At 41.9% G+C, this 13482-nt stretch carries 15 protein-coding genes; 14 read left to right on the top strand and 1 reads right to left on the bottom strand.

Annotated elements, in window-relative coordinates; all coding sequences use genetic code 11:
- The first annotated feature begins 45 nt into the window (after positions 1-45).
- Positions 46-852: a sporulation protein YpjB gene (gene ypjB / locus MHB38_RS10715; RefSeq protein ID WP_008344572.1), complete on the top strand. Its 807-nt coding sequence runs from the start codon at positions 46-48 to the stop codon at positions 850-852.
- A gap of 30 nt (positions 853-882) precedes the next feature.
- On the opposite strand, the gene MHB38_RS10710 is transcribed toward ypjB, so the two are convergent.
- Positions 883-1755 (bottom strand): YitT family protein, encoded by an 873-nt coding sequence (locus MHB38_RS10710; RefSeq protein WP_003215598.1) that lies wholly within the window; start codon positions 1753-1755, stop codon positions 883-885.
- Between the two features lie 137 nt (positions 1756-1892).
- Between MHB38_RS10710 and MHB38_RS10705 the strand changes: the two genes are divergently transcribed.
- The 13 genes from MHB38_RS10705 to tseB all read left to right on the top strand — a co-directional run bounded on the left by MHB38_RS10705 (position 1893) and on the right by tseB (position 13451).
- A complete protein-coding gene (locus MHB38_RS10705) occupies positions 1893-2228 on the top strand; it encodes a nucleotide pyrophosphohydrolase (RefSeq protein ID WP_008344575.1) in 336 nt (111 codons plus the stop codon).
- A 5-nt stretch (positions 2229-2233) separates the two neighbouring features.
- Positions 2234-3037 (top strand): 4-hydroxy-tetrahydrodipicolinate reductase, encoded by an 804-nt coding sequence (gene dapB / locus MHB38_RS10700; RefSeq protein ID WP_017359745.1) that lies wholly within the window; start codon positions 2234-2236, stop codon positions 3035-3037.
- Between the two features lie 17 nt (positions 3038-3054).
- Positions 3055-3474 (top strand): methylglyoxal synthase, encoded by a 420-nt coding sequence (gene mgsA / locus MHB38_RS10695; protein WP_008344580.1) that lies wholly within the window; start codon positions 3055-3057, stop codon positions 3472-3474.
- Entirely contained in the window at positions 3461-4165 is a 705-nt protein-coding gene (bshB1, locus tag MHB38_RS10690; protein ID WP_017367496.1) for a bacillithiol biosynthesis deacetylase BshB1, read from the top strand. The genes mgsA and bshB1 overlap by 14 nt, the downstream gene beginning before the upstream one ends.
- Positions 4166-4167: 2 nt before the next feature.
- Positions 4168-5313, top strand: a complete 1146-nt coding sequence (bshA, locus tag MHB38_RS10685; RefSeq protein ID WP_046527071.1) for an N-acetyl-alpha-D-glucosaminyl L-malate synthase BshA — start codon at positions 4168-4170, stop codon at positions 5311-5313.
- Positions 5306-6508 carry a CCA tRNA nucleotidyltransferase gene (locus tag MHB38_RS10680; protein WP_017367495.1) on the top strand — a complete coding sequence of 401 codons (1203 nt, stop codon included), beginning with the start codon at positions 5306-5308 and terminating at the stop codon, positions 6506-6508. The genes bshA and MHB38_RS10680 overlap by 8 nt, the downstream gene beginning before the upstream one ends.
- Positions 6481-7464 carry a bifunctional biotin--[acetyl-CoA-carboxylase] synthetase/biotin operon repressor gene (locus MHB38_RS10675; protein ID WP_025207537.1) on the top strand — a complete coding sequence of 328 codons (984 nt, stop codon included), beginning with the start codon at positions 6481-6483 and terminating at the stop codon, positions 7462-7464. The genes MHB38_RS10680 and MHB38_RS10675 overlap by 28 nt, the downstream gene beginning before the upstream one ends.
- A gap of 199 nt (positions 7465-7663) precedes the next feature.
- Positions 7664-8503, top strand: a complete 840-nt coding sequence (panB, locus tag MHB38_RS10670; protein ID WP_008344587.1) for a 3-methyl-2-oxobutanoate hydroxymethyltransferase — start codon at positions 7664-7666, stop codon at positions 8501-8503.
- Positions 8500-9366 carry a pantoate--beta-alanine ligase gene (gene panC / locus MHB38_RS10665; RefSeq protein WP_046527069.1) on the top strand — a complete coding sequence of 289 codons (867 nt, stop codon included), beginning with the start codon at positions 8500-8502 and terminating at the stop codon, positions 9364-9366. The genes panB and panC overlap by 4 nt, the downstream gene beginning before the upstream one ends.
- On the top strand, positions 9359-9742 hold the full coding sequence (panD, locus tag MHB38_RS10660) for an aspartate 1-decarboxylase (protein WP_017359738.1): 384 nt from the start codon (positions 9359-9361) through the stop codon (positions 9740-9742). Before panC ends, panD begins: the two co-directional genes overlap by 8 nt.
- Positions 9743-9857: 115 nt before the next feature.
- On the top strand, positions 9858-12650 hold the full coding sequence (dinG, locus tag MHB38_RS10655) for an ATP-dependent DNA helicase DinG (protein ID WP_060832413.1): 2793 nt from the start codon (positions 9858-9860) through the stop codon (positions 12648-12650).
- Positions 12651-12782: 132 nt separating this feature from the next.
- On the top strand, positions 12783-12953 hold the full coding sequence (locus MHB38_RS10650) for a YpmA family protein (RefSeq protein ID WP_008344594.1): 171 nt from the start codon (positions 12783-12785) through the stop codon (positions 12951-12953).
- A gap of 12 nt (positions 12954-12965) precedes the next feature.
- On the top strand, positions 12966-13451 hold the full coding sequence (tseB, locus tag MHB38_RS10645; protein WP_035391675.1) for a cell wall elongation/penicillin-binding protein regulator TseB: 486 nt from the start codon (positions 12966-12968) through the stop codon (positions 13449-13451).
- Positions 13452-13482 lie beyond the last annotated feature (31 nt).

Below are 13482 nucleotides of genomic sequence, written 5' to 3'. Positions count from 1 at the left end.
CCTTTTCTTCATACGCTGTATGGAGAAAGGCTAGGAGGGACTTGCATGAAACGAAAGTCAATCGCGATGATTCTATTATTATTTCTTGTCTTGCATCCAGCTGCTGCAAAAGGTGAGGAAACAACAGCTGCTAAAGCGCTGCAAGAATTAACGGAACTATCAGATTCAATCTTTCAATTAACGAGACAAGCTAAATATGATGAGGCATTACAAGTTGCATTGTATGCTGAAAAGACATTTAAAGCTGAGAATTGGCGCGGAACTTTGACGAATACGCAGGTTCGGCAAATTACACTTGGCTATCAAGATATCATTAAAGGACTCCCGCAGGAAGACTTAAATGAGCGCGAAAAACTTCGGTATGCCTCTCAGTTTAGAATGCTTCTCGATGCGATACAATCAAATTCAGAACCTCTTTGGGGATCTCTCGAGAAGCCGATTATGGGGTCTTTTCCGACATTAAAGAAAGAAGTAAAAGATCCAGAATCGACGACGTTCTATGAAACTTGGAATGAGCTGGTTTCATTGTATGATATGATTTATCCGAGTTTAACCATTGATATCTCGCCTGAAAAGCTGCAAACGATTAAGCAGCACATGGAAGTAATTGAACAAGGTGAATTTTTAAAAGCATCGAGTGGGACAAAGCTTGAGCGTCTCACGAAACTCGAAGAGGATTTATCAAGTGTGTTTGCGAACGTTGATCAAGATGAAGCGGATCCATCGCTTTTATGGGTCATTTTAACAACAGGAAGTATGATTTTACTCACTTTAACGTATGTTGGGTTTAGGAAATACCGTGCTGAAAAAGAAAAAAAGCAAAAGAGACAAGCCGATTATCCAAAGTCATAAAAAAAGAAGCACCGTTATCGGGCTTCTTTTTTAATGGGGATTGAGCGGCTTTTTATGTTCATCTAATGTGAAGCCTTCACCAAGTACGTCATGCACGTCACTCACTGATACAAAGGCATGAGGATCGACGGAAGTTACGACGCTCTTGAGGTGGACAAGCTCATTTTTTGGAACGACGCAGTAAAGGACGTTGCGTTCCTGTTTCGTATAGGAGCCGACACCCTTTAAAATGGTCACTCCACGCTCCATTTCCTCTGTGATTTTCTTTTGAATGATGTCATCCTTTTCAGAAATAATCATCGCTCCTTTGGCAGCGTAAGCGCCTTCTTGCATGAAGTCGATGACTTTTGCAGCAACAAATACGGCAACAAGTGTATACATGGCTTCTTTGTAATTTAAATAGGTGAGAGAGATGGTAATGACGCACGCGTCGAAGATAAACATCGTTCTTCCCATTGCGACTTGATAATGTTTGTTGATCAATCTTGCAATAATGTCAACGCCGCCTGTTGTCCCGCCGAATTTAAAGATGATTCCGAGGCCTGTTCCGATAAACACACCTGCAAAAAGTGCGGCTAAGGCTAAATCGTGCTGAAGAGGCATATGTATTTGAAAGCGCTGGAAGATGGCTAGAAAGACAGAAAGACTGACGGTTCCGACAATTGTATATGTAAACATGGTTCTTCCAAGCATTTTCCAGCCGATAAAAAAGATCGGAATGTTTAACACAAGGTTTGAAATAGATGGATCAATGTGAAATAGAAAATATAAAAGCAGTGTGATACCTGTAAATCCGCCTTCCGCCAAGTTGTTCTGCATATTAAAATGAACAAGGCCGAAAGAAAAAATCGCAGATCCTATTAAAATAAATACGATATTTTTAAGACGAATTTCTTTTAGCAAAAGATCACTCCTTTTTTTGCTTAGACAGCGATAATATTATATGGTATGGAAGAGAAACAAGCAAACTGAGTTTTAAACATTTGTCAAATATTTATGATTTCGCTAACATGTAAGAGATGGATAGGAGGATGAGCTTCATGACGAATGAAAAAACGCTGCGTCACGTGCAGCAAGAAGTAGATGATTACATAGGACAATTTAAAGAAGGCTATTTCAGCCCGCTTGCCATGATGGCCCGTCTGACAGAAGAATTAGGTGAGCTGGCAAGAGAGGTTAACCATTACTATGGAGAAAAGCCGAAAAAAACAACTGAAACAGAAAAAAGCATGGAAGAAGAAATTGGCGATGTGCTGTTTGTGTTAACATGCCTTGCCAATTCACTCAATATATCACTTGAAGAAGCCCATGATCGTGTGATGCATAAATTCAATACAAGAGACAAAGATCGCTGGACGAAAAAAGAAGGGAAGTAGAGAAGATGACGAATCAAACCATCAAAGTCGTAATCGCTGGAGCAAGAGGAAGAATGGGGATAGAGGCTGTCAAGCTTGCAGAAGAAACAAGCCATTTTGAACTGGTAGCAGCACTTGATCACACACATGAGGGGAAAAAGCTATCTGATGTGCTTCATACAACATCTGATGCGCCCATTTATACGGATATTGACGTGTGTCTTTCAGAAACAGCACCGGATGTATTAATTGATTTGACGACCCCAGAAATCGGGAAAGTACATACAAAAAAAGCCCTTGAACATGGCGTACGTCCAGTTGTAGGCACAACAGGTTTTTCAGAAGACGACCTAAAAGAACTTCAGCAATTAACAGAAGAAAAAGGGATAGGCTGTATTATTGCGCCTAACTTTGCTGTTGGTGCTGTTTTAATGATGAAGTTTGCCAAAATGGCAGCAAATTATTTTCCTGATGTTGAAATCATTGAGCTTCATCATGATAAAAAATTGGACGCTCCGAGCGGTACAGGACTAAAAACAGCTGAAATGATCGCAGAAGTAAGAGAAAGCAAAAAGCAGGGGCACCCTGAAGAAAAAGAACTAATCGAAGGTGCACGAGGAGCAGATTATGATGGCATCCGCCTTCACAGCGTAAGACTTCCAGGCATGATTGCACATCAAGAAGTGCTGTTTGGAATGGACGGACAGACGCTCACGATCCGTCATGATTCTTATAACCGTGCATCCTTTATGTCAGGTGTGAAGCTTTCTGTTGAACAGGTGATGCATATTGATCAACTCGTTTATGGCTTAGAAAATATTATCGACTAATAAGGAGTGGATCCCTGATGAACATTGCTTTAATCGCTCACGATAAGAAAAAAAGTGACATGATTCAATTCGCCATTGCGTATCGAGATCTTTTGGCAGATCATACACTTTATGCAACAGGAACCACAGGTTTAAGAGTGAAAGAAGCGACTGGGCTTCCCGTTCATCGTTTCCAATCAGGACCACTTGGAGGGGATCAGCAGATTGGTGCCATGATTGCTGATAATGCAATGGATCTTGTGCTCTTTTTTAGAGACCCTCTCACTGCACAGCCGCATGAACCGGATGTATCTGCACTCATCCGGCTTTGCGATGTGTATGCCATCCCATTAGCAACCAATATGGGGACTGCCGAAATTTTAGTCAGGAATTTAAATAAAGGTACGTTTGATTTTCGAGATGTAGCAAAAAACGGAGGAACGCATGAAACCACTTGATATCCTTGCATTCGGTGCCCATAGTGATGATGTAGAGATCGGTATGGGTGGAACGATTGCAAAATACGTAAAAAAAGGGGCACGTGTTGGGATTTGTGACTTGACTCAGGCTGAATTATCTTCAAATGGAACGATTGACAGCCGAAAAGAAGAGGCCAGAGCAGCCGCTGCCATTTTAGGCGTCACGACTCGAATCCAGCTCACGCTGCCAGATAGAGGACTTTATCTGAATGACGAAGCGATAAAAGAAATTGCAGGTGTCATCCGAACATATAAACCAAAACTTATTTTTGCCCCGCACCACCAAGATCGACATCCTGATCATGGTCATGCGGGTTCACTTGTAGAAGAGGCCGCTTTTTCTGCAGGTATACATAAATTTGAAGATTCATACAAGCAGCCAGCGCATAAAATAAGCCAGATGTATTATTACATGATTAATGGCCACCATCGTCCAGATTTTGTGATCGATATCTCAGACGAGATGAACCAAAAAATTGATAGCTTACATGCGTATAAAAGCCAATTTGTCAAAACAGAGAGTTCAGTGGAGACACCGCTTGTAAATGGTTATATTGATTTTGTCAAAATGAGAGAGTCGATGTATGGAAGGGAAGTCAATAAACCTTTTGCAGAAGGGTTTCTGACAAAGAAGCCACTTTTGATGGACGATGACTTACTTGGGGGGTAATTATGAAAAAATTGAAGATCGGAATCACTTGTTATCCGAGTGTTGGCGGTTCGGGCATTATTGCCACAGAGCTTGGAAAACGTTTAGCTGAAAAAGGGCACGATGTTCATTTCATTACCTCAAGTATTCCGTTTAGACTCAATAAAGTGTATCCGAATATTTATTTTCATGAGGTGGATGTCAATCAATATGCTGTGTTTCAATATCCGCCTTATGACCTTGCACTGGCAAGTAAACTCGCAGAAGTGGCAAAACGAGAGAAGCTTGATATTATTCATGCGCATTATGCGGTCCCTCACGCCGTCTGTGCGTTCTTAGCTAAGCAAATGACTGGACAGTCTGTCAAAGTCGTCACCACGCTTCACGGGACGGATATTACGGTTTTAGGCTATGACCCATCTTTAAAGGAAGTCATCCGGTTTGCGATCGAATCATCTGACCGCGTAACGGCTGTATCACATTCATTAGCTGCGCAGACATACGATCTGATTAAACCGAATAAAAAAATTGATACGATCCATAATTTCGTCGATGAGCGCGTATATTTGCGTGAAGATCACGAAGTGCTGAAGACGCATTATGGTCTTCTGCAGGATGAGAAGGTCGTCATCCATGTATCAAATTTCCGTAAAGTGAAGCGGGTGCATGACGTGATCCATGTGTTTAAACAGATTTCTGAACAGGTGAATGCAAAACTGCTACTGATTGGGGACGGACCTGAAAAATCGGTTGTTTGCGAGCTTGTGAAAAAGCTTGGATTAACGGACCGCGTGTTATTTTTAGGAAAGCAAGAGAAAGTGGAGGAGCTCTATTCGATTAGTGATTTGAAGCTGCTGCTTTCTGAGAAAGAGAGTTTTGGTCTTGTACTACTTGAAGCAATGGCATGCGGAGTACCTTGTATAGGAACAGACGTTGGAGGAATTCCAGAGGTGATTGCACATGGAGAGACAGGATTCCTTGTTCCGCTTGGTGATGTAGATGGAGCAGCAAAACATGCCATCACTATTCTGAAAGACAATGCGCTCCATCAGCAAATATCGATGGCAGCCCAGTCTAGTGTGGAAGCCAATTTCTCTTCTGACAAAATTGTGAGAGAGTATGAAGAGCTTTACTTAGAATTGATCGAAGGTGATGTTGAAGATGAATGAACCATTCACACATGCGATCCCTATTTTACATACACTGCACGAACATGGGTATCAAGCTTATTTTGTCGGCGGTGCGGTGAGAGATGTCCTTTTAGGCAGGGAAGTTGGGGATATCGATATTGCGACAGATGCCACACCTGATGTGGTGGAGTCTTTATTTGATAAAACAGTAGATGTCGGCAAAGAGCATGGCACTGTTATTGTTTTACTTGACGGGGTCAGCTATGAGGTCACTACGTTTCGGACTGAATCAGAATATGAAGACTTTCGCCGGCCTAAAGAAGTGGCGTTTATTTCATCACTAAAAGAAGATCTTTTAAGAAGAGATTTAACGATCAATGCAGTAGCCATGGATATTCATGGTGACATCATTGACCATGTAGGCGGCAAGCGGGATATTAAGCGAAGACGAATTCAAACGGTTGGAGATCCTGCGTGCCGCTTTCAAGAAGACGCGCTTCGGATGATGAGAGCGGTGCGGTTTTTAAGCCAGCTCGGGTTTGAGCTTTCTAAAGAGACGGAAGAAGCAATGAAAAAAGATAAACATCTGCTTGCCAACATCTCTGTTGAACGCAAAAAAATCGAAATGGAAAAACTTTTAAAAGGCCGCTACTGTGAGCAAGCCATCAAGGTGCTCATCTCCACCAAATTGTATGAAGAATTGCCCGGCCTCAAAAAGGATCAGCTGAATGAAACGTTCCAAGCTTTCCCGTATTATTTATTGGATGGGTTAGATGAGGTGTGGGGAGCCTTTATCCATTTACTTGGTCTAGATGAGGCGGAGGCGGTGTCCTTTTTAAAAGAATGGAAGTTATCAACGAAACTTTTAAAAGAAGCCGTTGCTATTAGCAAATATGTTGATTGTGACTGGGATGCGGAAAAAATGTTTGAAGCTGGTGAACATGTCCTGCTTTCTAGTATGAAAATCACGCAGCTCAAACATGAGCGTCGCATTTTCTTTGATGAGCTGGAGGCGGCGAAACGTTCATATGATGCGCTGCCGATTAAACAGCTTCAAGACCTTGCAGTGTCAGGAAAAGATTTGATGGCCTTTCGGCAAAAGCCAGCTGGTAAATGGATTGCAGAAGAGCTTGCTTCTGTGAAAAAAGCCGTTTTGCAAAACCAGCTTGAAAACCGAAAAGAAGCCATAGAGGAGTGGCTCATAGCGTGCGATCAGCGATTAGAAAACGATTAATTGAACTATTTACAGCATCTGAGCAAGATTTTGTCTCAAGCCAGCAAATATGTGATGAGCTTGGCTGCTCCCGAACGGCGGTATGGAAGCATATAGAGGATTTGCGAAAAGAGGGATATGAGGTCGAAGCGGTCAGAAGAAAAGGATACCGGCTGCTTCGTAAACCGGACAAAATTAGTGAAGACGAAATTCTGTTTGGTTTGGAAACAGAGCTGTTTGGCCGGCATATTTACTTTCAAGAAGAAGTCGCCTCAACTCAGCTCATTGCCCATGACTTCGTCAATAAAGGAGCCCCGCACGGCTCGCTTGTTGTCAGTGATCATCAGACAAACGGAAAAGGCCGCCTTCAAAGAACGTGGCATTCACCAAATGGGACAGGCATTTGGATGAGTTTGATTCTCCGGCCGGAAATACCGCTGCACAAAGCGCCGCAAATGACGCTTTTAGCATCTGTCGCGATCGCTGAAGCCATAGCGCAGCAAACGGGTCTCAGTCCATCAATCAAATGGCCAAACGATATTTTGCTAAACGGAAAAAAGGTCGTTGGTATTTTGACTGAATTAAAAGCAGAAGCTGACCAAGTTCACGCAGTCATTATTGGTCCAGGCATTAACGTGAATCAGACGGCTAATGATTTTCCTGAAGAATTAAAGGATGTTGCGACGAGTTTGCAAATGGAACTGGGTGAAAAGGTAGACAGAGCGGCATTGATTCAAACCATCATGTCCACCTTTGAAAAAAGGTATGATGAATATATGACTTATGGTTTTGCTCCGATCAAACAATTATGGGAATCGTATGCGATGACCATTGGAAAACGTATCATCGCACGCACCGTCAATGGACAATATGCTGGAACGGCGCTTGGGATTAACGATGAAGGCGTTCTCTTACTCGAAACGGAGGGCGGAATCCAAAACATCTACTCCGCTGACATTGAGATCAAGTCAACTTAAGTGGAACACCCGGCACATTTTTGATATACTTCGTGTGGGCAGTATCTGAAAAAGAACTGTACCTGTTAGGAAGAAAAATTCGATAAATTTCTGCCTTGATCCTAAGGGACTTGGACAGAGGGATGATTCGTCTGCACATGAGAGATAAAAGCGTGTGAGATCAGACAAGCCATCTCCTCTCCAGAATGAGGAGGAACAAATGAAGACAAAGTTAGATTTTTTCAAAATGAAAGAACAAAACGAACCTATCGTGATGCTGACAGCATACGACTATCCAGCTGCAAAGCAAGCGGAAAAAGCGGAAGTCGACATGATCTTAGTTGGTGACTCACTTGGGATGGTTGTCCTTGGACTTGATTCCACAGTGCAAGTGACGATGGATGATATGATTCATCACACAAAAGCAGTGAAAAGAGGCGCAAAAGACACATTTGTTGTGACGGATATGCCATTTATGTCTTATCATTATTCATTAGAAGAAACGATGAAAAATGCAGCACGCATTATGCAAGAAAGCGGTGCTGATGCATTAAAGCTTGAAGGTGGAGACGGAGTATTTGAATCCATTCAAGCACTTACAAGAGGCGGCATTCCTGTTGTAAGCCATTTAGGCCTCACCCCTCAATCAGTCGGTGTCCTTGGCGGCTATAAAGTGCAAGGAAAAGACAAAGAGAGTGCACAGAAATTGATTGAAGATAGTCTGAAATGTGAGGAAGCAGGTGCCATCGCCCTTGTGTTAGAGTGTGTACCTGGTGAACTGACAAAACGGATTACTGACATGCTAAAGATTCCTGTGATCGGAATTGGGGCAGGGGCTGAAGCAGATGGACAAGTTCTCGTTTACCATGATGTGGTAGGGTACGGCGTGTCTAGAACACCTAAATTTGTGAAACAATACGCGCAAATCGATGCTGTATTAGAAGAAGCGCTCATACAATATACAAAAGAAGTAAAAGCACGCACATTCCCAGAGGATGCTCATACCTTTCATATGAAAGAAGAAGTCCTTGATGGTTTATATGGGGGGATCAAGGAATGAAGGTTGTCTCCCATATTCATGAATTAAAAGAAATGATCAAGCAGCATCAAAAGAAGCAGCATTCCATTGGATTTGTCCCTACAATGGGTTTCCTTCATGAAGGACATCTTACGCTTGCAAAAGAAGCAAGAGATCAAAATGACATTGTGGTGATGAGCATCTTTGTCAATCCATTGCAATTTGGACCGAATGAAGACTTTGAATCCTATCCAAGAGATATGAAAAGAGACCAGCGTCTTGCCGAAGAAACTGGAGTAGATATATTATTTACACCTGGTGTGAAGGAAATGTACAAAGACGAGCCATCGGTTACGATGACTGTTCAAAAGCGTACAGACGTCTTATGCGGGAAGAAACGCCCAGGACACTTCGACGGCGTTGTCACGGTGCTGACAAAGCTGTTTCACCTTGTCGCACCAACCAATGTATACTTTGGGCTAAAGGATGCACAGCAAGTCGCTGTTATCGATGCGATGATCAAGGATTTCTTTTTTGATCTTCACCTTGTGTCTGTTCCTACTGTTCGAGAAGAAGACGGTTTAGCGAAAAGTTCAAGGAACGTGTATTTGTCTGAAACAGAAAGGCAAGAAGCACCTGCTTTATATCGGGCATTAAAAAAAGGACAGACAGCTGTAGAAAATGGTGAACATGATGTAAATCGTATTTATCAATTAGTGGAAGAGGAGATTCTTCAAACGAGTGGAGAAATCGATTATATTGACATTTACTCCTACCCAGAGCTTGAACCTCTTCAGCACTTAACGGGCCAAGTGATCATTGCCACTGCTGTGAAGTTCTCCCGGGCAAGACTGATTGATAATGTGATTTTCCATGTTCCTGAAAGCGGTGAAAAGCATGTATAGAACTTTTATGACCTCGAAACTTCATAAAGCGACAGTGACTGAAGCAAACTTACACTATGTAGGCAGTATTACCATCGACGAAGATTTGCTTGATGCGGCAGGCATGATGGCAAATGAGAAAGTGCAAATTGTCAATAATCACAATGGTGCTAGACTTGAAACATATATCATCCCTGGAGAAAGAAAGAGCGGTGTCATTTGTTTAAATGGTGCGGCAGCAAGATTGGTTCAGCCAGGAGATGAAGTCATTATTATCGCTTATGGGATGTTGTCAGAGGAAGAAGCGAAATCGCACACACCTAAAGTGGTCGTGTTAAATAAACAAAATCAAATTGAACAAATGATTGGGCAAGAGCCTGCGAGAACGATTTTATAACGCACGCTCACATGGAAACAGAACAGTTTCATCATAAGGAAGCTGTTCTGTTTCAGCTATATTGCCCAGAGTGTGTTTCACTATGAGTGGAACGAGGAATTGAGGTGTCCATTTTATGACCGATCAAAGGTTTGTTGTCGTTGATATTGAAACCACCGGGAATTCACCAAAAAAAGGTGATAAAATCATTCAAATTGCTGCGGTGGTCATTGAAAATGGACAAATTGTCGAACGGTATTCAAAATATGTGAACCCAGGGAAAACGATTCCTGGATTTATTGAACAGCTGACAGGAATTAAACAGCACATGGTTGATGACGCGGTGTTTTTTGAGGACATTGCCCAAGAGGTGTATGATCTCATACAGGGCGCTTATTTTGTTGCGCACAATGTTCATTTTGATTTGAACTTTTTAAACGATGAACTAAAAGCATGCGGGAAAAATGAGCTGGATGTGCTAGCGATTGATACGGTTGAAATTTCTAGAATTCTTTATCCTGAGCTTGAAGGTTATAAGTTAACTGAATTAAGCGAAGAGCTCATGCTTCCACATGACCACCCGCACAGGGCGGATAGTGATGCGGAAGTTACTGCTATGTTATTTTTAACCTTATTACATCAATTAAGGAATACACCGCCAAATGTGTTAAAACAGCTGCGCAGATTATCCTCTTATCTTCTAAGTGATATAGGACTTTTAATTAAGCAGCTTGAAACCAATCACACGAGTCAGGATGATTCGCTTGTAGAAGTAGGATCTTTTGCTGTGAAAGATGTGACCAATCCTATCACTGAATCGACATATGCAGTAGGCGGTGACGACGAGCAACTGTTTGAAGAGATAAAAGAGAAGCTTCCTCAAACATTAGAAGGCTATGAAGTAAGAGAAGGCCAGCTCACGATGATGAACAAAGTAAGAGATGCGTTCCATGAAAGAGCTTATGCGTTAATTGAAGCGGCGCCAGGAATCGGGAAAACACTCGCTTATCTTATACCAGCTGCTTTAGAAGCAAAGAAATCAGGAAAACCTGTCATTATCAGTACATATTCTATTTTACTGCAGCAGCAAATGCTTCAGCGCGATGTTCCGCTACTCAAGCAATTGCTCCCATTTGAGCCAGCCGCCTGTGTGTTTAAAGGGCGTGCACATTATATTTGTTTAGATAAGTTTGAGCATGTCCTGCATGAGGAAGATGATAACTATGATGTTGTCTTAACAAAAGCGCAAATTTTAATGTGGCTTCTTGTCACTGAAACAGGTGATTTGTCTGAACTGAATTTACCGTCAGGAGCTGCAAATATAAAAGACCGTATCTCTTGTGTGCACATGCCATTTACATCGAAAAAACGCCGTTTTAAAGAACATTGTTTTTATGAACGGGCTAAACGAAAGGCTCAAACAGCTGATTTAATTTTGACGAATCACCGTCTGCTTTTATCTCAAACAGAAGGAGCTTCTATCTTTCAGCATGCAGATGTCTATGTGATTGATGAGGCCCACCAATTTGAAAAAACAGCCAATGAAACGCTAGGTGACAGTGCGTCTTATATCCAGCTTCATGCGAAATTAACCCAGCTTGGCTCTTTGCATGGCGGGCTGCTTAAGAAATTGAAAAAGAGATTTCATGGGGCAGGTTTATCAACTGACACCTTTATTGAAATGGACGAGTATCTTCAGCAGCTTCAGGTGGAAAGTGACGCATTTTTTAGTACCGTTCATTCTTTTGTCAAAAGGACAAAACCAAAAGCGGACATCAATCGTCTCATTCATAGAGTCCGTCATCATTCAAAACATGCTCAGTGGGTCCGAATTAAAGAATCAGCGAGTAAGCTTTGTTCGTTATTGATTGCTTGTGAGAAACTGTATGAGCAGCAAAAAAATGAGTTGCTTCACAAAAGTGATCAGTTCATAGAGCAGTTTGCATTTGAAGCAGAAGAATACGATCAAGTGATGTCATTTATGCAGACATTCTGCAGTACGCTGTACCGGTTTATCTTTGAACCAAACAATGATGAAACCGTTTGGATTGAGATTGATGCAAAGGGTGCCAAGAATGCTGTCTTTATGCACGCGCAGCCGCTAGATACAGGGGAGTTGCTAGCTGATCGGTTCTTCATGAACAAAAAAAGCGTTGTCCTCACATCAGGGACGCTTACCATCAATCAACGCTTTGATTATTGCTTGGAACGTTTTGGCCTGCAAGATTTTTACCCACACCTTGTCCAAATTGATTCACCTTTTGAACTTGAAAAACAGCTTAAGGTCGTTGTACCTGCTGACATGCCGCCGATCACAAACCGTGATGAACGCGAATATGTGAAGCAAGCTGCAACATATATTAAGATCATGGAAAAGCAGGATCAAGCGAAAATATTGGTGTTATTTAATTCACATGAGATGTTAAAAGCAGTGTATGAAGAGCTGAAATCAGAAGGTATGCAATCGGCATTGTTTGCTCAAGGTTTGACAGGCGGGAGCCCTGTAAAATTGACAAAAATGTTCAAATTGGCTAAGCAGGCCATCTTGCTAGGAACAGGGAGTTTCTGGGAAGGTGTGGATTTTCCTGGCTCAGAGCTAACGACCGTCATTATGGCAAGGCTTCCTTTCCGACCACCCGATTCACCGCTCATTGAAGCAAAATGTGAAGCTGCAAAAAAACAGGGGAAGAATCCCTTTAAAGCCGTCGCTCTCCCGGAAGCTGTGTTAACTTTTAAGCAAGGAGCAGGCCGCTTGCTGCGCTCGGAAAAAGACATCGGAACATTGCTGATTTTAGACCGCCGAGTGAAAACCGCTTCGTATGGAAAACTATTTTTAGAATCACTTCATCATGCGCCAGTTCACGAGATGTCCAAAGAGTCGCTTGAGGCGTATATAGAAAAGCTTAACAACGAAAAGCCGCTGTCATAAGCGGCCTTTCACTGGTGTGGGTTTGGAGTTAATTTATCGTAACGGCTTTTTATGTTCCGTTGTAAAAATAGTATCGGTTCTCACATTGAAAAGTATGACTAACAATATTTACGTACCGAGGAGGAATTAGAAGTGGAAAGTAAAATAGAGGTACTTTCAACTGTTCAAATTAAGCATTCAGAAGACCTATACAAAATCGTCGATTTGCTGAACAGAACGCTTAAAAGGGAAGATCTTATGTTTGGATTAGCATTAGATCAAGAAGATCAAAATCAAGCGATATTTACCATATATCGCACATAGGGGAAGCTTGACATGAAAAAAATAGTTTGGATTATTTCATCCGTTGCTGCGCTCGTTTTACTCATTGGCATCATTAGCTTTTCGTGGATTTATCAAATTGCCATGGGACAAAAAGAAGAAGGTCATGAGGCAGCGATTGAACGAGCAAAAAAGCAAGCATCAATAGAACAAGTAGAGCAAGTGGATACCTTTGTTGGGAAAGAAAAGCAATTTATTGTGGAAGGTAAAAACAAACAAAACGAAGCGATCTATGTGTGGGTACCTGCCAGCAAAAAAGAAAAAGTCATTGCTAAAAAAGCAAAAGAAGGCATTACTTCAAACCAAGCAGTACAAGCCGTTCAAAAGGAGAACACCATTTCTAAGCTAAAAAATGTTCAATTAGCACGAGAAGGTGACGTCCTCCTTTGGGAAGTAACGTACTTAAATGAGAACAACCAATATAGTTTCAGCTATGTTGATTTTACGACAGGACGAGTGGAAAAAAATTTAACACCGTAGTTTCTTCTGTCTTGCGTTGACCATGCTGATT

Origin of the sequence: Bacillus sp. FSL K6-3176, from assembly GCF_038003325.1 — a bacterium.
In the GTDB taxonomy this organism is placed as follows: domain Bacteria; phylum Bacillota; class Bacilli; order Bacillales; family Bacillaceae; genus Bacillus; species Bacillus altitudinis.
This window is presented reverse-complemented; position numbering and strand designations above follow the sequence as displayed.